Genomic DNA, 25,542 nt, shown 5'->3' on the forward strand with positions numbered 1-25,542 from the left:
AGCATGGCGGAAGCTGATAATCCCTATCAAAACGCGCATGCTGAGTCTTTTTGGGGACGCTTAAAAGCCGAGTTGCTGGAGGATGGCTGTTTTATGAGTCTAGATGATGCCCGTGCTGAGTTGTTTAACTATATTGAAGGGTATTATAACGTGCGTCGGCTGCACTCGTCGTTAGGCTACCGTTCACCGATTGACTTTGAAAACCAATTTTATCAAACTGTTTTGTCAAACTCTCATAAGTAAAGTGTCCGGCTAAACGGGACCACCCCAAACGAGTAGGAACTCTACTTTTAAGCCCCCTACATCTTGAGTAAATTTTCTCCTTCCAACGTGGGCTTGATCTTCGGGTAATTTTTTCTCTATTACCCGAAGATCAAGCCCACGTTGGAAGGACATCAAATGACCAAACGCTTTTCATAGATTATTTATCTACAAAAGCATACTTATTGAATACAAGGCACATTTTTGGATTTATCTTTGTTATTTTTGTAATAGTACCTCAACGCTTTGTCCTATCTGTATGCTCGTCTGGTCTGACATACGATTCCGATATGTTCTGTGTAGCGCAACGATTAGCCTGTTTGGGGCTTCGATCTGGTTAACGTCTTGCCGAACCTCGATTGATAAACCGGCAGAACTCGTTGCGGCCGAAGCTACCCTTCCCGAAAAAATCGATTATAACCTGCACGTTAAGCCTATCCTGTCGGATCGCTGCTTTGCCTGTCATGGTCCCGATAAAGCCAAACAGCAGGCCGGATTGCGGCTGGATACTCCCGAAGGCGCCTACGAAGCCTTGGAAAAAACAGGCCATACCGCTATTGTGCCCGGCAATCTGGCTAAAAGCGAGCTAGCCCATCGCATTCTCACTAGCGACCCGGAGGAGATGATGCCAACGCCTAAGTCGAACCTAAGTCTGACTACCGAAGAAAAGGCTTTGCTGCTACGCTGGATTGAACAGGGGGCCGAATACAAAGAACACTGGTCGCTGATTGCACCCACAATGCCGGAAATTCCGCAGGTGAAAGACCAGCAATGGGCCAAAAACGACATCGACCGATTTATTCTTGCCAAACAGGAACAAAAAAATCTGACCCATGCCCCCGAAGCGGATAAAACAACCTTACTTCGACGCGTAAGTCTCGACCTGATCGGCCTGCCCCCCACTCCGGCAGAAATCGACGCTTTTCTGGCCGACAAATCTCCCAACGCCTACGAGAAGGTCGTTAATCGGTTGCTCAATAATCCGCACTACGGCGAACGACAGGCCGTTGAGTGGCTCGATGTAGCCCACTATGCTGATACACACGGCTATCAGGACGATGGGCTTCGGACAATGTGGCCCTATCGGGATTGGGTTATCAGGGCCTACAACCGAAACCTCTCATTTGATCGATTCATTACCTGGCAACTGGCGGGCGACCTGCTGCCCAATCCGAACCGGGACCAACTGATTGCTACCGCTTTCAACCGCAATCATCAGCAGAGCCAGGAAGGTGGTATTGTTGATGAGGAATATCGGGTTGAGTACGTTGCCGACCGAACCAACACCTTCGGGAAGGCTATGCTCGGCCTTACGGTCGAATGCGCACGATGCCACGATCATAAATACGATCCGATCAGTCAGAAAGATTATTACTCGCTGTATGCTTTTTTCAACAGCAACAACGACCGGGGCCAGATTCCGTACAATGGCGAAGCGGCTCCTACCATTACCCTGACCAAACCCGAAACCGACGCCAAACTCAAATTCATTCGCGAGCAGCTTACTCCGCTTGAGCAGCAGCTTAACCCCAACCGCACTGACTACCAGAAACGGTTTGGCCAGTGGGTGAGTCAGGCCACAAAACGCTCCCTTTCCTCCCTCGACTCCGGACTTATCGCCCATTATACCTTTGATGAAGCCGACCGAACCGACATTAGTGCTTTCGTTAAAGCTGATCGGGAAAAACGTAAGCTAGAGGACGAGAAGCGTAAAAAGGAAGAAGAAGCGCGAGCCAAGTCGAAAAAGCCAGTTGAAAAGCAGCCGGAAAAGAAAGAACCGCCCAAGCGCAAATCGAAGGAAGAGCTTTGGAAAGACCCTCGCAATGCCTTCGAAAACTCGGTCAACGATACTATCCCAGCCCGTTTAAGTGGCGACCCCGATAAAGTGCCTTATGCCGTACCCGGCCGGTTTGGCAAAGCCCGTTACCTTCCTGGTGATAGCTACATCGAATTACCGTCAAAATTTGGCGCTTTCGAACAAAACGAGCCGTTTTCGATCAGTAGCTGGTTCAACCTGGCGAAACCGAACATGGCCCTTACTTTCTTGGGACGAACGACCGGGCCAATGGATGGGCAACGCGGCTATCAGCTTGACCTGCTGGCCGATGGTCGGTTGAAGCTGACGCTCAGCCATGTCTGGCCCGCCAATGCCATTGATGTTGAAACGATTGACAAAGTACCCGTTCATCAGTGGTTTCAGGTGGCTTTTACCTACGACGGCATGGGGCAGGCCAAAGGGCTCAGCATCTACCTGAACGGCAAACCCATGCGCACAAAAATTGTTGCTGACCATCTGATTCACAGTATGGTATGGGGCAAAGACCGCACCCACTGGGCGCAACACGCATTCTATGTGGGCCGGATGCATGACAACTTCTACAAAGATTTTGCTGTCGATGAACTCCGCATTTATAACCGTTGCCTGACCCCGCTGGAAATGCCGCGACTAGCCGGACAAGCCGACGCCCTGGCGAATGCCCTGCATATCCCCAGCCGAACACCCGAACAGCGGTCTGGCCTGTATAGCTATTATGTGGCTACCCAGGACCCCGTTTATCGCAATACGTTTACTCAGGCGATGAAATTACGCGGAGAACAGATCATGCTCTACACCAACTCCGATCAGGTAATGGTTATGGAGGAGCGAAAAACGCCCCGTGAAACGCATTTACTGAAGCGTGGTGCTTACGATGCACCGGGCGAGGTAGTAACTCCAGCCGTCTTACACAGCCTGAATCCACTCGACGACGACCTGCCCAAAAACCGGCTCGGACTGGCCCAATGGTTGTTGTCAGAAAAAAACCCCTTATTCAGCCGGGTCATTGTGAATCGGGTATGGCAACAGTATTTCGGACAGGGACTGGCAAAAACCAGCGATGATTTTGGGAATCAGGGCGCGTTACCAAGTCATCCTGAGCTACTGGATTATCTGGCGGTACGGTTTAGAGAATCCGGCTGGAACTTAAAGGCGTTACACAAAGAAATTGTTATGTCGGCCACGTATCGGCAATCGTCGACAGCATCCGAAAAAGCTCGCGAAGCCGACCCGGACGACGTATACCTGACGCGGGGAGCCAGTTATCGTATGTCGGCAGAACAGGTACGGGATAATGCTCTGGCGGTAAGCGGATTACTTACCCAACGAATTGGAGGCCCCAGCGTTCACCCGTATCAACCCGCAGGTATCTGGGAAGCACTAGCCACCCGAAATGCGGTAAAATACGTACAAAACCATAAGGATAGCCTATATCGTCGGTCGATGTACACCATCTGGAAACGCTCGTCGCCCCCTCCCATGATGCTGAATTTCGATGCGGCCGAACGGCATACCTGCATCGTTAAACGCCAGAAAACCAATACCCCTCTCCAGGCACTCGTCACCCTGAACGATCCGCAGTTTGTCGAAGCGGCAAGGGTGCTGGCGCAACGGGTAGGCGGAAAAGAAGAAAGCAGAAAGGATGAAAAGGGGGTAATTAATGACCTGTTCAAAGCCGTGATCAGCCGACCCGCGCGGACGGAAGAAATTTTGCTGATGCAACAACTGTATGCCGAAGAACTGGCTGATTTTACCAAAAACCCGAAACGGGCGGCTGAGTTATTATCGGTAGGCGAGTATCCCGTCGATGCAAACCAGAATCCGGCAGAGCTAGCCGCCTGGACTGTCGTGACCAGTACGGTAATGAATTTTGATGAAGCGATTATTAAACGCTAAGGGCACTGGGTTAAGCGCAAAGAACGAACATGTTACTCTCTGCCCCATACCCTCCGCCCCATGCTCTACAACCTATGGATATTCAGGATCAACTTCATGACCAACTGAGCCGCCGGACCTTCCTGGGCCAAACCAGTGCAGGATTGGGTACCATTGCGCTGGCATCGCTGCTCAATCCGACAAATCTGTTCGGTGGTTCTCCCGGCGAAAACCCGGCCGTTGGCAAGCCCCATTTCCCGCCCAAAGTAAAGCGAATCATCTATCTGTTTCAAAGTGGTGCGCCTTCGCAGTTGGAACTCTACGATTATAAGCCGAAGCTCGAAACCATGTGGGGGCAAGATTTGCCCGAATCGGTTCGGAAAGGCCAACGCCTGACAGGAATGACAGCCGGACAAAGCCGTTTTCCATTGGCAGCTTCCAAATATAAATTTGCCCAATATGGCCCCGGCCAGATGTGGATTAGTGAATTACTCCCCAACATTTCCCGACTAGCCGGAGATCTTACCTTCGTTCGGTCGCTCCATACCGAAGCCATCAACCACGACCCTGCTGTCACGTTTTTCCAAACGGGTAGTCAACAGGCAGGTCGGCCAAGTTTTGGGTCTTGGGTGAGCTACGGCCTGGGCTCCGACAATCAGAATTTACCCGCCTTTGTTGTCCTTTTATCGAAAGGCCGGGATGGTGACCAACCGCTGTATGCCAAGCTCTGGAGCAATGGATTCCTTCCGTCGGTGCATCAGGGGGTTGTATTCCGGTCAGGCCCTGATCCGGTGTATTACTTGAACAATCCGCCCGGCATTGACAAGACCAGCCGTCGGCGTATGCTCGACTATCTGGGCAAGCTACATCAGGAACAGTTCAGGCATGTGCTGGACCCAGAAATCAATAACCGGATGGCCCAGTACGAAATGGCGTATCGTATGCAAACCTCGGTGCCCGAAACCCTCGACATCTCGAAAGAACCTGATTACATTTTCGATATGTACGGCCCTGAAAGCCGAAAGCCGGGCACATTTGCCGCCAATTGCCTGTTGGCCCGAAAGCTCATTGAAAAAGATGTGAAGTTCGTTCAGCTCTACCACCAGGGCTGGGACCAACACGGCAACCTTCCGAACGATATTAAAATTCAAACCAAAAGTGTTGACCAGCCATCGGCAGCATTGGTTATGGATCTGAAACAGCGGGGGTTGCTCGACGATACCCTGGTGATCTGGGGTGGCGAGTTTGGTCGAGGGGCCTATTCGCAGGGCAAACTTACCCGCGACAACTACGGGCGCGACCATCACCCCAGAGCGTTTACCATCTGGATGGCCGGAGCAGGGGTAAAAAAAGGGCTCGTCTATGGCGAAACGGATGATTTTGGCTATAACGTTATCAAAGAGCCGGTTCATGTCCACGATTTTCAGGCTACGGTATTGCATTTACTGGGTATCGACCATGAAAAATTAACCTTCAAAAGCCAGGGTCGTCGGTATCGTTTAACCGATGTTCATGGCAACGTTATTAAACCATTACTGGCATAATCAAACCTTACAAGTATCTTAGCTGAAAAAATAAGCTACTTGTACGATTGAAACTGCTTTTCTCTGTTTTTCTTCTACTCGCTTACGCAGGACAGGCTCAATTCCGGTATGGAAATGAGTGGATTGTACCAAAGCAATCGTATGCCAAAATCAGTATCCGAGAGAATGGTATTTATCAGATCAGTTATGCCGAATTGGCGGCTGCGGGCTTTGTTCTGGATACGATAGATCCCAAAAAATTACAGCTTTATCACCTCGGCCGTGAACTGGCTATCGAAGTCAGTGGTGGCGAAGATGGACGATTCGACCCCACCGATTTTATTCAGTTCTACGCCGAAAAAAACAACGGCGAACTGGACAGTCTGGTCTATTACCACACCCAACGTGCGAATCCATACCATAGCTTATTCTCAGACGAAACTTTTTATTTTCTGACAGCAGGGTCAAAACCGGGACTTCGGCTTGCCTCTTTCGCTGGCAAACCTACCGATCAATTGCCCGAACCGTACCACCTTGAGCCACAGGTTACGGTCTTTGCCAGTCAATACTCGTTCAACAATTCCATCGGCTCAGTGCCTCCCGTTCAGCAAAGCTATTTTGAAGAGGGCGAAGGCTGGACCGGAAATTACATAAGCCCCGATTCAGTAGCCCAATTCACCATACGATTCCGGGATCGGGTTGTTGACCCTGACCAGCCGCCGGTATTTGCTTTTCGGCTCAACGGTCGTTCGCCCAATAATCACCAGCTTTGGTACGCTCTGAACGACGGAAGGCCAATGGATACCCTCTCGATAGGCCCATTTAGCCCCAAAAACGTACAACTGACGTTGTCTGAAAATGTGATTCAAAGCGAAGCCGTTCGTTTAAAAGTCCAATCGCTCAAAGCCAGTGCCTACGACTGGTATTCAATGACCTACCTGAACGTTGTGTACCCGCAACGCTTTCTGATAAATGGGCAGTCTGGTAAATACTTTTATTTGCGTCCAAATTCCATTAATCAATCGGTCATACAGGTACCTGACCTACGTACTGATTACCTGATTTATGCGCTTGCAGGTCGGTACGCAACTGCTAAAATAGCCCATCGGGCAGGGCAGTTCATCGCGCCCAACTCCGCTGATGGGCAAACGTTGTTTGTTAGCAATGAAGTCAAAAAATCGCCAGCCATTTCAGTAGTCGTCTTTCCGATACTGAAACCTACCAACCACGACTATCTGATTATTACCCACCGTTCGTTGATTGAATCGGCAACTCAATATGCCATTTATCGGGCGTCGGTTGCAGGCGGGAACTATACCCCATTGGTTATCGAAACGAAGTCGATCTACGAACAATTCAACTATGGCGAACGTAGCCCAGTGGCAATTCGTCGGTTTGCCGATTTCATGCTGTCGGGTGGAAAGACCAGGCATTTATTGCTGCTGGGCCGGGGTATTAGTTTCCCCGACGTATTGAAAACTTCCGAAGCCGACGACCTGGTCCCTACATTCGGTTATCCGGGCTCCGACGCTTTACTGACCATGGGGCTGGCAGGTTTTCCAGAGTTTGTGCAGGCAATTCCAACTGGCCGACTTAATGTAACGACCAATCAGCAGGTTTTGAATTATCTGGCCAAAGTCAAAGAATTTGAACAGACTTCTCCTGCCGATTGGCAAAAACGGATGCTTCACTTAAATGGCGGCCACGATCAGAACGAAATTCTGTATCTGAAAAGCCTGATGGAGCAGCTACGGCCAATAGCCGAAAGCCCGTATATGGGGGCACAGGTGACGTCGTTATCGAAAAAAACCTTTGAAGAAGTTGAATCCGTCGATATTTCGAAGCCGATCAACGAGGGGATCGGCATGGTTGGGTATACGGGACATGGGTCATCCAACACCCTTGATTTCAATATTGGTTATTGCTCGGCCCCAGGCAGTACGATCAACAACAAGGGTAAATATCCGATCCTGTTTTTTAATGGATGCAGCATCAATAACCTTTTTTATAAGTATGATCCGCTAAGCACCGACTGGCTCATTACCCCCGATAAAGGCGCTATAGCCGTGCTGGCGGGTTCGTTCTGGAGTTATCCAACCAGCACACAAACCTATGCTACCAGGCTTTACCAAAAACTCTTTTCCGATAGCACCAGCCTGACACTTACGTTGGGTCAAATACAACAGCAGGTCAATTTGAGCCTCCATCAGTACAGTAGCGATCTGACACTTCGCACCGATCTACAACAAATCATCTTGCAGGGAGACCCAGCGTTGCATGTTTTTCCACTGGCAAAACCCGACTACGCAGCCCGGAGTCTATTTATTCAGGCTCGAAAACCGGGCACCATTATAGCCAGCAATGACTCCCTGACGGTCAATCTGATTCTTGCCAATGCCGGTAAATTTTACGCCAAACAAACGGTGTCCCTTCAGTTGACGAAAACCTATGCAAACGGAAGCAGCAGTAGCCAGCGGCTCCTAATCGACATGACAACGGTTCGAGATACCATCGCTATTCCCATAAAAAAAGAGGTTTCTCTTTCCCAACTTACCGTCGGTGTAGACAGTGACAATCAAATCGACGAACTGGTGGAAACCAATAATCAACTTAGTCTGGCACTCACAGACTGGTCGGCGATTCAGCAGACTAGCCTGTTTCCCATCAATGCCCTCCCCGACCAATTGAATCCGATTTTATCCGTAACGGTCGATAACCGGGCGCTCAAAAACGGGGATTATGTGTCAGCCAACCCGATAATTCAGGTCAATCTAACCGACGATGCCCCGTTGCCACTTGATAAACTGACGAACATCCAGGCTTTTCTGAAATCATGCGCAGGTTGCCCATCCATTCTATTGAGCCCCCGGTCAGGCTCAGCTCTATCGACGGTATCACTGCAAGCCACCTATCAATTGACCAATCTGGTTGCAGGTACCTATGATTTACTGATAACGGGCCGTGACGCAGCTGGTAATGGAGCGGGTACTCCCTATTCGATTGCCTTTCAGGTAGCGGACGCAAGCCCACCTACCGTCTGGAAAATTTACCCCAACCCCGGCAGCGATATCATCCAGATTAGCTTTACACTAATTGGCAAATCGGCTCCGAAATCAGCCCAATTAGCGGTTGTCAACAGTCTTGGAGAGCCGATGGATACTTGTATGCTAGTTCCATTTGTAGGAGAAAACATACTTTATCTGGAAAACTTCCGTCACTTTCCGGCAGGGTTTTACCAGGCAACGCTCTATATCGATTGGGGCGATGGTCGAACAGAAACCTTACAAGGAAAAATTATCAAACCCTGACCTGAAACCAAATAGCCTGTTTACTCAAGGCCCGTTTCAACCAGCCACTGCTTTCGACGGTATCCATAAGCAATCTGACCTTTCCCAAGGCAATCTGGACTACTTTGGCAATAAGCGAGTACCGTATTTTCTTTAAAGATCAAGCCAATCTGATACGCGTATACATCCACCTGCCGATTTAGCGAGATAGCTGTCGAATCGTTCTGTTTGTTGATCACCTGAACAGTATTGGCGAAGTTTCTACCATTTATCGCATAGTCTTTGCCGATTTGGACGTATTGATAAGTAGCCGTCGATAGCCTGTTATATTCGTTCTGATTCCAGGAAGTGCTGGCAACAACGGGAAATAAAAGCTTGATAAAAGCAATCGAATTTTCGATACGCATCAGCCTATTAGGCCACTGCTGCACGGTCCAAATTGAATCGGTCTTCCAGACGTCGGTCGGTCGGCTGCGTTTGTACCGAATCAGCTTGTGCGTTTTATCGGCTTGATTTGCTACCAACTCGCCAACTGTTTCTTTCAGAAAATAGGAATTTAAAACAGGGGGAGTACTCAGCGAGTAGGTTTCGTCCTGCACTTCATACACCCAGTAACGCCCAGCCTCAACTGGCGCATACAGGCTGTCATCTTTCGGTATACTATCTATTGTCTGGCAGGCCTGCAAAACCAGAAAGCTCCAGAATGTACCTACGGTTACACAGCGTCGAGACAATCGAACCATACCGCCAGCGAAGTGTAAAGCCAATCTTTTACGTAAACCGAACAGGAGTTCACAGCGGCCAAAGCAGGAACTTTTCATTATATATACATCGACCCATAAGCTCACTAAGGCTGGTAGCTAGTAATTCCATCGGTCATACTTCCTCCTTTCAGAGTAATTTTAGCGATTCGGCCATATTTCACAAGGTCAGGCTTTTTATACGACTTTTTTACGGACTGAAGTTTTCTAAATGAGTGGGCGCGTTTCATGCAAGTAAACGGGGGATTTTAAGTTATACAGTGTATTAGTTAACAATCATTTGTATAGTTTGCTTTTTTAGTCCATCATTGGCTTGAAGGCGAAGGATATACATACCTGGCGCTACAGTACCAGCGGTATTTACGAATACTGACTCTGAATTCTCTTTTTTATGGATCGTGACGGGGATTTCAGCACCTAACGAATTAGATAAGGTGATGGTAGTCTGTTCCAGGCCGCTGGCGGACACCGTGAAATTACCTTGATTGGGGTTGGGATATAGGGATGCGGCTAGCCCGTCGGTCATGAAATCTGCTCGAACAGCAATCATTTTCGACAAGTCCGTTGCTCCGCCTGTATCGCGCTGGCGAAGCCGGTAATAATATACCTGCCCGGATTCTACTTCACGATCGGTAAAGGAATATTCGGATACATCCTGCATGGTAGAATGGCCTTCTACAAAGCCAACTTTCTCAATCCCGTCAGGCGTTTTTCCTCTAAGAATATCGAAGCCCTCGTTTCTATCTTCCCAGGATGTAGCCCATTTTAGCCGTATACTATGGTCCAGGACTTGCCCTTCAAACGAAACCAGTCTGACGGGGAGAGGAACCGAAGCACTCACAGTAAGCGTATTGTCCAGCCGGAACGTCCCTACCGAATTACTGGCTCCCCATGCATAGATTCTGAACCGGACGGTTTGAGGGGTACTTAATACAAACGCAGGGCTTATCGATGTTGAAGTCGTTGTGGAGAGTGTACCGGTTGTAATTGTCGTCTCATTTCCTGCTATGGCATACGTCAGGAGGTAATTTGGAGGGCCAGCCGCAGAACGACGAGCCGAAAAAGAGATACCCGTTATGTTGAGCTGATATCCAGTCGCCGGCGTCAAGGTAAATTCATAATAATCATTAGCATCCTGAGCGGAACTCGTCCACCCTGTAGCATTTATGCTTCCTGAGCCTGACGTTGCTGTAACACCGGAACCCCGCGTTATATCTGAAGCCGTACTATTGGGATCTTTCGACGTTACCGGTTGCGAGGTCTGACTTCCTGTAGCACCACTAAAGTTATACGTTGCTACTTGTGCAAAATTTACGAGTGGCAACCAACATAAAAGGAACCATAAAGATCTTATCATAAACTAAATATATATTTTAATACAAAAATTAATATACTAATACTTACAAAAAGTAATATTACTACTTTGACTCGATAAAGCGCACGGCTCACTGACAAATCAGAAAGAATTTTTTGATCGCTGGTCAGGAAAATAGATTTTGATCGAGACCAAGCAGATGCCTACAAGCCCATAAAAAAGAGGCTCACTGTGTACAGTGAGCCTCTACTAGTTTTCCGAAACGACTATCCTGACAAAGTGAAATACGTTATCCCTTGTCAGCTACCGTGCTTAAAATCCCGAAATGATACGGGCGTATATATTATTGGCAGCGTTCACATCATACCCAGATCCGTTGTCATTTTTAACATTGACCGTAATGTTGGAAACGCTTCCTGTGTTAGCTGTTGTACGGGTTAGGCTAAAGCCTACATCACGCTGGGTATTGGCATCCATAAACTGGTCAGCTTTCAGCTTTAACGTAAACTGCTGCCCACCTGGATCACTGCTGGTCACCTCCCAGTTTTGATTATCGACCGCCATATTTTTGCTCACATTCGATCCATCAACTATACTGATAGTGGACTGTGTTCCATCGAAGGTAAGTGTGTACCCTGCAGGCGCACTGATCGTGATTGTCAACTGCCCGGATGTGGTGGCGTGATAACCTACTTCATACAAATTCACAACAAAGTTTCTTACGTTGTTTGGTGCCGATGCTGCGAATTGCGATTGTGGTAAAAGCAGCGTAGGTGAAATGTCAGGCCCATTGGTTGCCGTAACACTGACCAATGACGTCTGCGTACAACTCCCCTGACCAGCCAGCAAGGTGAAGGTGTGCACTCCAGCAGCGGTTAACGTAGCCGAAACAGGTGATCCGGCCGACGGGCTAATCGTAGCCTGAGCTGGGGCACTCCACTGGTATGTACTCGCCCCGGTTGCCGTCAGGCTAACCGTTCCGCCAATCGTGGTAGTAGCCGACGAAGCCCCTGCCAGTACGGAGATTGGCCCATCAATAGCAACATTTCCGCTTATAGCTGTGGCAGTAGCAGTAGAGGTCGCTACAGTCAGCGTGAACGAACCGGCTACGGTTGGCGTAAGGCTAACCTGCGTGGTTGACGTCGACACACCGGCTGTAGTCGTGCTATTTGTGCCATTGGTCACCGTATAGCTGTATGTATCGCTTCCCAGACCACTCACTGTAATCGCCAGATTAACCGATTGCCCCGAACAGACAGCCGAGGTGCTGGCTACTAACGTCGTCGAAAGGGCAGAGGCAAACTGGAAACGAGCCGAAACCGGGAAGTGGTCTGATGTTGTGGTCCCGCCAACAATTGGGCGTACTGCTGTAACCGAGTTCGGAATGTAAGCAATTCCACTAGCCGGGAATGAGCCATCCGTGCTGATTTCATTCGAAATTATCAAATGGTCGATAATATCAGGGTAAGATGCCGTACTCGAGATATTGCAGGTACTGAGCTGTTTCGTGATCGCGGTGTAATCGGCCGACGTAATGAAATTGTTAAAGGACGATACGTTGGTTGTGCTCGTTGTTGCATCAATATAAATTGATTGGTCGGCATCATCGTTGAAATCGCCCATGATCATGACATTACTGGTAGGATAGTTCGTGTCAAGATAACTTTTCAGAGACGCAAAGTCGTTAATCCGACGATTGTATGATGACGCATCCGACCCCGATTTGGCATGCACCCCAACCAATTTGAAATTCTTTGTAGACCCGTTGATCGTGACATCGCAACTCATCAACAACGGAAACCGGTTAGATGCCCACGAACTTGAACTCAGTTGCGTAGCATCGGCTACAATCTGGTCGGCCGTTACATTCTTAACAACTGCCGTATTGTACACAAAACATACCTTTTGGGCATATGTATTAGCATCACCTGAGACTTCAGGGCTATCAAACCAGTGTGAGTAGTAAATAGGTGGCGTACGGGTTGGATCAGCACCACAGGTATAGGTGTACGACTTACCTGTATTTGCATTCAGGGTTGCCACAATGGCATCTAGCTTTGTCAGGTCAGTAACTTCCTCCAGACAGTAAATGTCCTGATTCATATTTTGCAGTTGCTGGCGCACATTATCCTGCTGCTGTGCCTCATTTGTGGGACCAAAACCTGTATTGCCCAGCCACTCCACATTCCACCAGGTAATATCGAGCGTATTATCGGTCGATATGCCGGCCCCACCTGTACCAACACCAGGGCAGGACACGGTATTGGGCGTAGCTCCGGGAACATCAGCCGTTGAGCGGGGTAAGAACTGGCAAGTACCATTGAATACGCTCACGATACCCGTAATATCGAGCGTACCCGTAGGTTTGGTGGCCGCCACCAGATCGGTCCCGAGTTGCACCCGCATAATTACGGTACCACCACCTGTTGTCAAGGTATAGTTCGTATTGCCTGTAAACGTCCCACCCGATGGTGTAATACCCGTCACTCCGGTAAGCGTCACCAATTCGCCTTTGTGATCACAGAGTGTAGCGGCTGTGACCGTAACAGGTGTAGGAATCGAGTTCGGGGAGCTGGTTTTTACAAAACAGCTAGTAAAATTTTTCAACTCCCGATCTCCATTGTACGTTGTCAATACCCCCGTCACCTGAACTTCGTCGCCAATACTTAGCTCCGGCAATTCGACCGAGGTGCCCGTACCCGTGTACAACAAAATACCACCTGTAGCATCCTGAATATAGATGTTCGTACCAAGCGTTGAGGTTACCCGCCCGGTTACGGTGAATGTTATGCCATCGGCAGCACTACGTACATCACTTATCTTATAGGAAGTACCACAGGCACCGCTGGCACCAGCCGTATAAACGGTTCCACTGATTGATGCTGTTTGGGAGGTTGGTACTTCTGTGCTGCTTACGGTAGCGAGTCCCGAATAGGGGCCAACTGAAAGGCCACCTGCCAACCGAGCATAAATGGTTTGATTCAGGGTACCATCACCCGAAGGCGAAAACGTGACCGCACTTGTCGTATAACTCACATTGTCGGTCGAAATTTCAAAATTAGCCGGAGAACTTACCGAAACAGGGGTTGCCGGGTTCAGCAGTCCACCAATAACCGTAAACGTAGATGGTGCAGAAGGGCTGCTGTTATTAGCGGTATTGACCAAATTCCCAACGGATGCAGGGTTAACAACCAGAAAAGGGGTTGTGACAACACTCACGATTAAATCGTCGATGCTAAGGCCCGCATCGCTTCCGGCATCGTCAACATCCATCCAGCGAATCATAATTTTCTCACCAACCGGAATGTTCACATTAAATGTGCTGGTGATACTTTTTGCGTTGGCATTGCCATCCAAAGCCCCATTTGAGGCCACCGAAGGCTGTCCTACAAAATCCAGTAAAGAATTGGTGGTATAGCCCGACTCACTCACCGAGCTGGCCCCAACTTTATAAGCGAAAGAAAGTGTATTCTGAACGGATGTACTGCTACGCCATTGCTCTCCTTTATAACTAACCGATAAAGCTGTAATAGGGCTTCCTGTATTGTTGATGAATAAAACACCATAATAGATCGCTTTAGCAGAACCGGAACCGACAGACCCTAAAGCACGGTCGGGAGCAGAGGTTGCCCCATAACTATGCAGCCCACCTGTAGTACTACTCCCCGGATCGACCGTATACGTTGTAGCGGCACTTGTGACATTAGATCCATTCGTAATGGCCGCATACCAGCCTTGAATCGTGCTGTTGTCGGTCCATGTTCCTGCGCCAGAGCTAGCCAGTGAGTTAAAATTCTGAGTGTATGAAGTGGCCCCTGTCAGGCTCACCTGAGCCCACAACCCATGGGCCACTAACAGAAAAGTTAAAACGAAGAGTATACGTCTTTGCATGATGAAATGAATTGGTAAAAAGATCAATCAAATGAAGTTTTATGTTATTCAGAAATGGTTTAACCATCTAAAATAAACCTTCATTTTCGACAATGGCATCCCGGTTAATATTATTTATTTATGTTCCTTTTTTAATATAAAACAACCTATTTAAATTCATAAAATGCATTAAAAAATATAACATTTTCGACATTTAGGTAACTTCCTATTTACCTGATACGCGTTTAAGAGGATAGTTTCGAAAGAATGGAACAAGTAGTAACATCTATCAACTCCATCTAAAAACAATCTAAAAAAACCTCAGGCAGACCATTCTGTATCAACCCATTCCCCAGGAACCTTTTCTACCCCGATATGACCGTCATCTGCTTCGATGACCACCATTGCCGATAAATTCCTTTATCTTTGATCATTTATCAGTAACGTGTATGTATCGATTAACTCAGAATCAGATATCATCTGAATTGGCTGGCGAAACGGTTATCCTCAATCATGCAGCCGGTATGTATTATGGCCTGAATGAAGTGGGTACGTTTGTATGGGAGCTTCTTAAGCAGTCGCCCATGTCTTTTGAAGAGCTCAAAGAACAGGTCATGACAAACTTTGAGGTCGATGAGTCAACCTGTACCGACGATTTGCAGCAACTGCTGAACGATTTAGTACATGAAAAACTGGTGGAAACGGTTTAAGCAATTCGTACAGTTATCTTCCTCGGATCAACTCCTTCTGATCCGTGCGTTTTTTGTTATTTCTGCCATCCAACTGGGTCTCAAACTGCTATCGTTTCAAACGTTCAGGCAGCTCTATAGTAAACTTACCCAAGCGGATAAATCTAAAGAAACGCCCCGCCTGTTGATTGACCGGAACATCCGGGCTATTCAGAAAGTAAGTGGCCCCTTGTCCGCTTTTTGTTTGCCGCAGGCATTGGCCTTAACCTATTTCCTTCGAAAAGATAAACACATTGATCTGATCGTTGGCGTCCGCAAAAGCCATACATTTGAAGCGCATGCCTGGGTCGAGAAAAACGGAACCGTCCTGATTGGCGATTTGCCTGATCTGGATTTTCAGCCCATCTGGACCTGGCATTAACCGAAACCCTATTTGCCTGTTATCTGGTTACTCAGGCAGACACGTCATCTACCGCATGCAACAGCAACTTGACTTATGGATACGGGCTATTGTCCGTTGGTTTGGCTATGTACCGAATCGGGATCTGTCGGGCTGGATATTGCTCATCATTGCCGTTGTGTTGGGGCTGGCCGTCGATGTTATCATTACACAGACGATCCGGTTTGTTGTACGCAGACGATCGTTCCGAACCCTATCCCTTCTGAAAGTATACGCCCGCTGGGCCTTCTGGCTGTTTGTTCCCTCGTTGTTTTTTCTGCTGGCTACAAACCTGCAGTCGGAGCGTTTTTTGCGTCGGCACCCTGTAGCCGACAAAACCGCTGAAATCCTCTTTCTGATTACGACGACCTGGTTTATTGTCCAACTCTTAAAAGTTGGTGAAAAACGCCTGATCTATGAGTATGACACCACAAACGATACCAACCTGGCCCACCGGAAATTCGTTACGCAGGTGCGTTTTTTCCGTCGGCTTATCGTTATTCTGGTCATTGTGCTCGGCGCATCGCTGTTACTGATCACGTTTCAGGGAAGCCGAAAAGTAGGGCTTAGTGTACTGACGTCGGCCGGGGTCGTATCGGTAGTACTTGGGTTTGCTGCCCAAAAGACGTTAGCGAACCTGCTAGCCGGTATTCAGATTGCCCTTAATCAGCAGATTCGACTGGATGATGCCGTTGTGGTCGAAAAAGAGTGGGGGCGTATCGAAGAGATCAATCTGACCAGCGTAATTGTCCGGCTTTGGGACCGTCGACGCCTGATTCTGCCCATTACGTACTTTGTAGAGACTCCGTTCGAGAACTGGACCCGTTCGGATGCTTCGATCGTTGGCGCTATTTTTCTCTATCTGGATTACACGGTGCCCGTTGAAGCGGTACGAAAAAAAGCCCGTGAACTAGCCGAAAATGACCCGCTCTGGACGGGCGACAGCTTTGCGGTGCAGGTTACGGATACAACCCCGACCTGTATTCAGGTTCGGGTGCTGGTATCGGCTCAGGATGCCCCATCGGCCTTTGACCTGCGCTGTCATATGCGTGAAAAGCTGGTGGCGTTTATCCGCGACGAATATCCGCAGAGCCTTCCCCAAACGCGGCTCATGCTGGCCGAGGAGTTAAAACCGCAGGATCATCCTCTCAATCCTTAATCCGTTTCAGATTTTCTGAATAGGCGGCTGATTCGCCACTTTGAGCGTAAAAACATCGTTTCGCGAGTAGTGGCCCACACAGTCGAAATCTAATTTGCTTTTGGCCAGGATCGAAAAATCCAGATCAGCCGTGAGTAGCCCCTCCTGATTCCAGAGGGGTCCGGCAAGCATTTCGCCCATGGGCGAGATAATGACACTCCCCCCACTACACATCGTATCGGGTTCATCGGCCAGGTCGGCAAGATACCGTTCGGGATAGTCCGTCTTCTGCACAAACTGGTTGCTGGCCAGTACAAAGCAACGACCTTCCAGCGCAATGTGCAGCATGGTCGCCTGCCACGAATCGCGGGCATCGGCTGTCGGGGCCAGATAGAGTTCGATTCCCTGCTGATATAAGGCTGTCCGGGCCAGGGGCATGTAGTTTTCCCAGCAGATCAAACCACCAAATTTACCGATCTCGCTGGCGAAACTGACCAATGTACTGCCATCACTTTCGCCCCAGATGTATCGTTCCAGGCCAGTGGGTTTCAGCTTGCGGTGTTTTCCCAGCAAACGGCCGTCATTCCCAAAATACAGCAATGTGCAATATAGGGTGCCCCCTACCGGCTCTTTCTCGGTTACCCCCAAAGCGACATACAGGTTTGCTTTCTGTATGGCTTCGCTGATTCGCTGGGTTTGAGCCGACTCAACTTCCAGGCTATTTTCCCAATAATCCAGCCACACCGCACGCCCTTTGTCGGTTCGGCGGCCAACAATCGCATCAAAGGTTAAGCCTCGTGGATAACAGGGTATGAATGATTCCGGAAACAGCACAAACTGACAGCCTGCTTCTGCAGCTTTCTCAATCCAGTCAATGACCCGGTCAACACTTTTTTCCAGATCGAACAACGCAGGTGTTGCCTGCACTACACCAACTCGTATGTTTTTGAAGGGCATAAAGCGGGAGGAGGAAAGGGAGTAAGGGGAAGAGAGGGAGAAAGGGATTTCCAGTTCAACTTCCTTTCTCCCTCTCTTCCCCTTACTCCCTTTCCTCCATTATAAATTCTTCTCGACAAAGTTCGTCATCATCTGATAGAGATGGAAGCGCGTATTGCCTCCGTAAATACCGTGATTCCGATTCGGATAGTAAAACGATTGGAATTGTTTTCCGGCCGCGATCAGGGCGTTTTCGAAAGCCACAGAGTTCTGAAAATGAACGTTATCGTCGCCCGTACCATGAATGAGCAGATAAGGGCCACGCAATTGGCTGGCATGGGTTACCGGCGAATTGTCGTCGTAGCCCGATGCGTTTTCCTGTGGCCGTTTGAGGTAGCGTTCGGTATAGATTGTGTCGTAGAATCGCCAGTTCGTAACGGGGGCTACCGAGATTCCGGCTTTAAATACATCGGCTCCTAACGTCATGCAAAGGGCCGTCATGTAGCCCCCATAGCTCCACCCCCAAATTCCAACGCGGCCCGAATCGACGTAGGGCAGGGTTTTCAACTGGCGAGCCACAGCGATCTGATCTTCGGTTTCGAGTTTACCCAATTGCGCATAAGTGGCCGTACGGAACGCGGTTCCGCGAGCCCCTGTACCCCGACCATCGACCGATACAACGATGTAGCCTTTCTGCGCCAAGGTCTGATACCAGAAGAAATCACGACTCTCCCAATCGTTTTTTACCGTCTGCGAACCAGGTCCACCGTATACGAACATCAGTACCGGATATTTTTTAGTACTTGTGCTGTCGAAGGTAGCAGGGCGAATCATCCAGCCATTGAGCGGAGTGCCGTCGGCGGCTTTAGTTTGGAAAAACTGTTTGGGAGCGATAGCAAAAGTCGCCAGCCTGTTTTTCAGGTCCTCGTTGGCTTCCAGTGTGCGAAGATCATTGGTCGATTTTGTATCACGCAGGCTAACCCGTACCGGCGAATCGGCCGCTGTGTGATACAATAGATAATAGGAAAAGTCGGGGCTGAACGTAGCCTTGTAGGTACCCGCCAGCGTGGTTAGCTGCTGCTTGTGCTGACCATCGATCCCGACCCGATACAACTGCCGTTCCAATGGCGATTGCTCGGTACTTATGTAGTAAATCGTTCCGGTCTTTTCATCAAGGCCCGCAACGGTAATGACTTCAAAATTCCCGCTGGTGATCGGGCGAATGAGTTTACCCGTCAGGTCATACAGGTATAAGTGTTTATAGCCACTTCGTTCGCTGGTCCATAGAAACGACTTGCCGTCGCTGAGGTAGGTCAGATCGTCGGTAAACTCCAGATCAACGTAGGTTGGGCTTGTTTCGGTCAGCACCACAGCCGATTGACCCGTTGTGGCATTTACATGGAGTAAATCGAGCCGGTTCTGAAGGCGATTCATCCGCCGGATGGAGAGCAGGCTGGCCTGTTTGGTCCATTGAATTCGCGGCAGATACAAATCCTTGTCCGCCAAATCGGCTTCTGTCTGCGCCATCACCTTTTTGCCCGACACCACATCGGCTATCCAGACGGATACTTTCGAGTTGGCTTCCCCGGCTTTTGGGTATTTGAAACGATACTCAACCGGGTAAAGCCCTCCCCAAAGCTGCATATCGTATTCGGGTACCCGGCTTTCATCGAACCGAATCCAGGCCAGCCGACGGCTATCGGGCGACCATTCGAATGCCCGCGCCATACTGAATTCTTCTTCATACACCCAATCGGCGCCCCCATTGATAATCGCGTTTCGCTTTCCGTCGGTGGTCAGTTGGGTTTCCTTACCAGTTGCCAGCTCAACCACAAACAGGTTGTTGTCCCGCACAAAAGCGACCCGTTTTCCATCGGGCGAAAAGGTTGCGTATTGCTGTTTACCCCCTTTGCTAAGGGGCTTCAAAACGGTTGTCCCCAAATCATAAACATAAAATGCTGCCTTGCTGGATCGACGGTAGATAGGTTCTTCATCAGTCGTCAGAAGCAGTTTACGTTCGTCAGCCGATAACTGGTAATCGCTGATCGTGATCGGTTTACCTGCTGCCGTTGTCGTTTGTCCATCCAGCAACGTCGCGACAGGCAGCCCGGTCGTAATGGCAAATTTGACCACCTTGTTTCCATCGAGTGTCGTATAAAAGCCCCCGGCTTTCATCCAGTTGACCGCATCGACCGTCCGTTGATTGAACACACCGGCATTACGCCCCCAGACGTCATCGAGGGTCACGGGTTTTAGGCTCTGACCATAAGCCGTTATCGCTAGAAAAAAGAGATAGGTAGAAACGAGCAGATTTCTCATGCGTTTTGGTTTGTCTGAACAACTAAACACAAAGCCACAGAGAACACAGTGTACCCCACATCTGGAGTGATTTTTGTGTTCTTTGCGGCTCCGTATTGGCAATACACTCTAACGAGGCTATTTCACCGTTTCGGCTGGAACATTTCCACCGGGCAACAATCCTTTACGCTTCAGAAGCGCTTCGGTAAACCGCAGGTCGTTTTCGCTGGTGAAAATAGTGAATGGCAAATAGAGGAATTGAGCTTTAGAGAGGCCTTTAGTCACGGTTTTGGCAAACCAGCTCGCTTTTACATTCGCCATGGCGTCGGCATTGTTCAAAAACAGAATGTAGGCTTCTTTATCTTTGATCACACTGTCGATCTGGCTCCATTTCAGAATCCCCCCTTCTTTGGCGTTGATGCGCATCAGAATCTGACGGCTGTCGATCTCGTACACGTATTTATCGAACAGCGCTTTGCTTTGCTCCATTTGAGAAATACCCGTGATCTGGACGGCCCAGAATAAGACATACAAAATGGTCAGCAGGACAATGACAATGTAAATCCAGTAGTTTGGATAAACGTCTGTCAGGTTCAGAACCACATTCAGCAGAATGAGCGCAAGGGGTACAAATGCCCATTTCCAATTCTCTTTCACCCACTGACGCAGGGCAATATTTACGTACGTTTTTTGGTCTAGCGCGTATTTTTTGGTCTTAACAATCATAGTACCTCTACATGAAAGTGCAAAGATACAGGTAAAAATCGTCCGTCGTTTGTCAATCGTGTTCAGTAACAGATGAATTGCGGTATGTACGGCCCGCTAACGGCTAACGACCGACGATTCTTTGCGAAAATGGAGTGCATTGATCACATAGGTATGATTGCTGGTCTGGCGCATGAGCACATAAACCGAAAAGGTTTGCCCATCTGCTCGGTATGTTCCTGTACTGTAGCGCAGATGATCCGAAGCTCCCCGATACACAAACTGGAAACTTTGGGGCGGATATTTTCGGAAGAACGAGCGTAAAATCAACTCAGCATGGGTAGCCTGTACGGCCGAGAATTCGACGTTCTCGGCATCGATGACCAACTCAATGGTTTTGGCAAAACGAGCCGATAACCGACTGGCATCTCCACTTCGTAACGATACGCCTACGGTTTGGGTGATGTCGGTTTCAGTTACGGAAGGTGCGGGCAGTACCCAGAGGTAAAGGCTTACTATAAGACTGACAATCGTGTGCATGGTCGGTTAAATCAGCTTGCATCTACCAGGACTAGTGGCGAAAACTATGCCAACTCACCGACCTGAGCGGTTATTTCGTTCCCTAACCGCTTTTTTATCATCTTTACATCCAAATTTCGATTGTCGATTCCTGCATGAACACAGCTCAGCCCACGCTCATCCTTAATTCTGCACAGATCCATCAGAAAATCAGACGGATAGCGTTTCAGATCTACGAGACCAATTTTGACGAAACGGCATTACTACTAGCCGGTATTGCGGGCGAAGGGTACACACTAGCTCAGGCATTGGCACGCGAATTGCGAACCATTACCCCCCTTTCAATCGACCTGATTCGGCTTGATCTGGATAAATCAGCGACCGCCCAGCCTACGGTTCATTACGAAGGGTCGGCCACCGAGTTTACGGATAAAGTCGTGGTGGTGGTCGATGATGTGCTTTATACGGGCCGAACATTAGCCTTTAGCCTGCAACCTTTTTTAAGCATTCCGATCCGTAAATTACAGGTGGCCGTTCTCATTGACCGGAATCATCCCCGCTATCCGGTTGCTGCCGACTACAAAGGCTACGAGTTGAGCACAACCTTAACTGAACATGTCGATGTTGTACTAAGCGACACCGAGCGAATGGGTGTGTATTTACGATAATAGGAGAAAGGAGGAAGGGGAAGAGAGGGACGAAAGGGGGTTAATTGGCAAAGCCTTTTCTCCTTTTGTCCCTCTCTTCCCTCTCCTCCCCTTTCTCCCTTTTTTTCTATGCTTTCGTCCCGCGAATCAGGCTAATGCCTGCAAAGAAGAAAACACCGCCAAGAATCAGGTACACAAACGAAGCCTGTGCTACTCCGCCTTTCGTAAAGTCCATGCCTCCGTAGATCAGACCGATCAATCCGATCAGGGTCAGAATGATACCGAATACGCTTTTGACATTCATACGTTGAGTTATTATCAGTGAACGATAGTATTTTTGATGGATAACTATCGCCAGCCAATATCTTCCCGCAAATGCCTGATTTTTATTGAAGTTTTTATTCCAGCAGCACCATGATATCCTCTTTGGTCAGTGATTTTACGAAGTTTTCTTCGGTCGTAATCAGACTACCGGCCAGTTGCTGCTTAGCGCGTTGTAAGGAAAGAATTTTCTCCTCTACTGTATTTTTGGCGATGAATTTGTAGGTGAACACCGTTTTTTGTTGCCCAATCCGGTGTGCCCGGTCTACGGCCTGCGCTTCGATAGCCGGATTCCACCAGGGGTCCAGAATAAACACATAATCGGCAGCCGTCAGGTTATGTCCCAACCCACCTGCTTTCAGCGAAATCAGAAATAACTTTACAGAGTCGTCGGTCTGGAAAAGCTCAACCTGACTTTGTCGGTCGGTAGTCGACCCATCCAGGTAGGCATACTTGATCCGCTTCTCTTTCAGGTAGTGCTGAACCACATTTAGGTGCTTGATGAACTGACTGAACACCAATACTTTGTGATTCTCCGTCATCGCGCTTTCCAGCCGCATAATTACATCATCCAACTTCCCTGAGTCCCCTTCGTATTCGGCATCGACCATGCGCGGATGGTTGGCAATCTGCCGAAGTTTAGTCAACCCCTGCAACACAACCATCTGCGATTTGGCCATACCTTCCTCTTCGATATGCTCCAGAATCAGGTTCCGATAGTACGATTTGGCTTCTTCATATTGTGCTTCCTGATCGGGCGTCATTTCACAATACAGTACGCTCTCTACTTTTTCGGGCAGGTCGGTAGCCACCTGAGCCTTATTTCGGCGGAGCATAAACGGTTTGATCAGACTGTACAACCGACTGGTTTTGGTTTCGTCGTGCCGCTTCTCGATTGGTATCTGAAATTCGTTTCGAAAGAACGACTGACTGCCCAGTAAACCCGGATTAATGAACGACATCTGCGACCATAAATCCATGGTACTGTTTTCGAGCGGAGTTCCGGTCAGGATGAGCCGATTCGCGGTGTTAAGCTGCATAACCGCTCGGGTAATGTGCGACGATGGGTTTTTGATCGCCTGCGACTCATCCAGAATGACGTAATTGAACCGATAATCGCTTAGGCTATCAATATCGATTCGGACAATCCCGTACGAAGTCAGAATAAGGTCATATCCATCAAACTGGGCTGTATTTTTATCCCGATAGGTGCCCGTATACACCATAATACGGAGGTCGGGCGTAAACTTACGCGCTTCAAGCTCCCAGTTGTAAAGCAACGAAGTCGGCATCACCAGCAAGCTCGGCTCGGTAGCCCCTGCTTCTTTCTGGTTTTGCAGCATAGCGAGCGTCATCACGGTTTTGCCGAGCCCCATGTCATCGGCCAGGCATCCACCAAATCGGTACTGGCGCAAAAAATTCATCCAATCGTACCCAGCCTGCTGATAGGGCCGTAGCGTCCCATTGAATTGTACAGGTAGCGGGAAATGTTCGATTTCTTCAAAGTTGCGTAATCGCTCCAGCTTACGGCTGATTACCGTGGTGGCGAGGTTGTCACGCTCCAGTTCCTCCACCAGCGCCAGGTGATGCTTTTGCAGCACCAACCGCCCGTCGATCGAGTCGATACCGTCCAGGTGCTCGATGAAGCCAAACAACTCCGAATACTTCGTAAACCAGGCGCTTGGAATCACAGCCACCTCACCGTTGGGCAGAGTAAATTCACGTTTCTTGGCCAGAATGAGCTTCCGAAGCTTCAGGAATGGGATTTCATACTCGCCGAATCGAACATTGGCATAAATATCAAACCAGTCGCGACCCTCCTGAATCGACACATCAATGCTCGAATAACCCAGAAAATAACGCTTGGTATTCTGAGCGTCCTGCCGAACCTGAAAACCAGCTTCCCGAAGTTGCTCATTATGATCGGACAGCCAGGCAAAAGCTTCAGCCTTGTTTAGCGTTACGCGCCCATGACGCAGGTCCAGTCCCGAATCGCGCAGCAATGTCAGCTTTTGTTTTTCCAGCCGCTGATCCCGGCGAATCTTGTGAAATAGATAATCGTCGCCTTTTTTCTCTAAACTGACATTGGCTGATGGGCCAAAATTATCGAATCGAAACGTGAAGTTTCCATACTGGAATGCCAGATCAAATACAATGCGCGGGTCAGCTTCTTCATCCTGTTCCAGTGTTTCGACCCCACTGCCTCCATTCTGAAACAGCGATACCGAGACCGAACGGCTCGACTGCACCATTTCCGATACGGTAAGCACAGGGGTGGGCTCCAGCACTTCAGACCGAATTTCGAACCCTTTGGCATATACGTCGTACGAAGCAATCAACTGCGTTACAAAGCGTTCGTAATACTGCTGCTCGATATTACGGGGGATGACGATGTGGTTTTTTGTGAAAAATGGCCGCAGTTTTTTCCCATCCACATTTTTGCTAAAGTGATAGAGCCGATTACCCACCATCATGTAGGCAGGCTCGTCGCAGATCATGAGAGCATCCTTAAACTGAAAGTCGACCCGCTCCGTCTCCATCTCCCCGGCGGCATTCTGACGAGGGTATCGGATAATCGGAAAGTAATGCGTTGAGTCAGCATTTCGGACAAAATGAAAGTGAACGCGGGCCGGGTCGGGCATCCATACGATCGGTTGCCAGGCGGGGTTTCCATCATTGCCCATAATGTAAAACGGTCTGCCCGGCATCAGCGCCATAATCTGCGCTTTTATCACTTCAAGATAATTTCCAATGGTTTCCTGAAGCTGTTTGTCGCCTTTCTGGGAGTCGTATATTTTCAGGAAGAAATCGACGGCGGGCAACTTCCGGGTATTGAATTTTTTGACGATGGTATCCTGCTGGATACTATCGATGAGTTTGACCAGTTCAAAATCCCGCTCATCTAACCCCTTGGCAAATTCACTGACGTTTTGCGTTGATAAGGTTTGATTTTGAAGCGTAAGTTCACCCCGACTATTCCGCTGGACCACAAAGGCCTCGATCAGGTAGCCTAAAAATTCGTGATCCAATAATGAATACACGATTTGAAACGGTTGTAAAGGTGAAACTTTCATGCAGACTATACCATTCTGACCAAACCCATTTGGAAAGGCCGGAATGACAGCAAAAGGTGAACACGTTG

At 48.9% G+C, this 25,542-nt stretch carries 17 protein-coding genes; 8 read left to right on the forward strand and 9 right to left on the reverse strand.

The window, feature by feature from the left end; all coding sequences use genetic code 11:
* The 4 genes from B153_RS35800 to porU2 all read left to right on the forward strand — a co-directional run.
* On the forward strand, positions 1–243 hold a 243-nt coding region (locus B153_RS35800), incomplete at its 5' end, for an integrase core domain-containing protein (RefSeq protein WP_020597861.1).
* Positions 244–520: 277 nt separating this feature from the next.
* The gene (locus tag B153_RS0124570) at positions 521–3,973 is read left to right on the forward strand and encodes a DUF1553 domain-containing protein (RefSeq protein ID WP_020599402.1); all 3,453 of its coding nucleotides are present in this window, start codon (positions 521–523) and stop codon (positions 3,971–3,973) included.
* 74 nt (positions 3,974–4,047) lie between these two features.
* A complete protein-coding gene (locus B153_RS0124575; RefSeq protein WP_020599403.1) occupies positions 4,048–5,496 on the forward strand; it encodes a DUF1501 domain-containing protein in 1,449 nt (482 codons plus the stop codon).
* A 47-nt stretch (positions 5,497–5,543) separates the two neighbouring features.
* Complete coding sequence (gene porU2, locus B153_RS0124580; RefSeq protein WP_020599404.1) at positions 5,544–8,783, forward strand: putative type IX secretion system sortase PorU2; 3,240 nt, start codon at positions 5,544–5,546, stop codon at positions 8,781–8,783.
* A 20-nt stretch (positions 8,784–8,803) separates the two neighbouring features.
* On the opposite strand, the gene B153_RS35805 is transcribed toward porU2, so the two are convergent.
* From B153_RS35805 to B153_RS0124595, 3 genes are all read right to left on the reverse strand, one after another.
* Positions 8,804–9,505 (reverse strand): hypothetical protein, encoded by a 702-nt coding sequence (locus tag B153_RS35805; protein WP_020599405.1) that lies wholly within the window; start codon positions 9,503–9,505, stop codon positions 8,804–8,806.
* Between the two features lie 283 nt (positions 9,506–9,788).
* A complete protein-coding gene (locus B153_RS36895) occupies positions 9,789–10,631 on the reverse strand; it encodes a T9SS type A sorting domain-containing protein (protein ID WP_157634829.1) in 843 nt (280 codons plus the stop codon).
* Between the two features lie 519 nt (positions 10,632–11,150).
* Entirely contained in the window at positions 11,151–14,729 is a 3,579-nt protein-coding gene (locus tag B153_RS0124595; RefSeq protein ID WP_026262428.1) for a DUF5689 domain-containing protein, read from the reverse strand.
* 428 nt (positions 14,730–15,157) lie between these two features.
* Here B153_RS0124595 and B153_RS0124600 point away from each other — a divergent pair, with 428 nt between their 5' ends.
* Genes B153_RS0124600 through B153_RS0124610 form a run of 3 tightly spaced genes read left to right on the forward strand, consistent with a single transcriptional unit; the run spans position 15,158 to position 16,995 of the window.
* Entirely contained in the window at positions 15,158–15,418 is a 261-nt protein-coding gene (locus B153_RS0124600) for a PqqD family protein (protein WP_020599408.1), read from the forward strand.
* Positions 15,393–15,818: a lasso peptide biosynthesis B2 protein gene (locus tag B153_RS36900; protein WP_020599409.1), complete on the forward strand. Its 426-nt coding sequence runs from the start codon at positions 15,393–15,395 to the stop codon at positions 15,816–15,818. Before B153_RS0124600 ends, B153_RS36900 begins: the two co-directional genes overlap by 26 nt.
* A gap of 55 nt (positions 15,819–15,873) precedes the next feature.
* Positions 15,874–16,995, forward strand: a complete 1,122-nt coding sequence (locus B153_RS0124610) for a mechanosensitive ion channel family protein (RefSeq protein WP_020599410.1) — start codon at positions 15,874–15,876, stop codon at positions 16,993–16,995.
* A 6-nt stretch (positions 16,996–17,001) separates the two neighbouring features.
* Here B153_RS0124610 and B153_RS0124615 read toward each other — a convergent pair whose 3' ends face one another.
* The 4 genes from B153_RS0124615 to B153_RS0124630 all read right to left on the reverse strand — a co-directional run bounded on the left by B153_RS0124615 (position 17,002) and on the right by B153_RS0124630 (position 21,453).
* Entirely contained in the window at positions 17,002–17,931 is a 930-nt protein-coding gene (locus B153_RS0124615; protein ID WP_020599411.1) for a carbon-nitrogen hydrolase family protein, read from the reverse strand.
* 99 nt (positions 17,932–18,030) lie between these two features.
* Positions 18,031–20,229, reverse strand: a complete 2,199-nt coding sequence (locus B153_RS0124620; RefSeq protein ID WP_020599412.1) for a S9 family peptidase — start codon at positions 20,227–20,229, stop codon at positions 18,031–18,033.
* A 117-nt stretch (positions 20,230–20,346) separates the two neighbouring features.
* Positions 20,347–20,934 carry a YcxB family protein gene (locus tag B153_RS0124625; protein ID WP_020599413.1) on the reverse strand — a complete coding sequence of 196 codons (588 nt, stop codon included), beginning with the start codon at positions 20,932–20,934 and terminating at the stop codon, positions 20,347–20,349.
* Positions 20,935–21,030: 96 nt separating this feature from the next.
* Positions 21,031–21,453, reverse strand: a complete 423-nt coding sequence (locus B153_RS0124630; RefSeq protein WP_020599414.1) for a DUF4783 domain-containing protein — start codon at positions 21,451–21,453, stop codon at positions 21,031–21,033.
* Between the two features lie 134 nt (positions 21,454–21,587).
* On the opposite strand from B153_RS0124630, the gene B153_RS0124635 reads away from it, so the two are divergent.
* Positions 21,588–22,100, forward strand: coding sequence for a phosphoribosyltransferase family protein (locus B153_RS0124635; protein WP_020599415.1), 513 nt, complete (start codon positions 21,588–21,590; stop codon positions 22,098–22,100).
* 106 nt (positions 22,101–22,206) lie between these two features.
* Here B153_RS0124635 and B153_RS38055 read toward each other — a convergent pair whose 3' ends face one another.
* Together B153_RS38055 and B153_RS0124645 are read right to left on the reverse strand one after the other, a co-directional pair.
* The gene (locus B153_RS38055; protein ID WP_020599416.1) at positions 22,207–22,383 is read right to left on the reverse strand and encodes a hypothetical protein; all 177 of its coding nucleotides are present in this window, start codon (positions 22,381–22,383) and stop codon (positions 22,207–22,209) included.
* 94 nt (positions 22,384–22,477) lie between these two features.
* On the reverse strand, positions 22,478–25,474 hold the full coding sequence (locus B153_RS0124645) for a DEAD/DEAH box helicase (protein ID WP_026262429.1): 2,997 nt from the start codon (positions 25,472–25,474) through the stop codon (positions 22,478–22,480).
* Positions 25,475–25,542: the final 68 nt, after the last annotated feature.

Origin of the sequence: Spirosoma panaciterrae DSM 21099 (assembly GCF_000374025.1) — a bacterium.
GTDB lineage: Bacteria > Bacteroidota > Bacteroidia > Cytophagales > Spirosomataceae > Spirosoma > Spirosoma panaciterrae.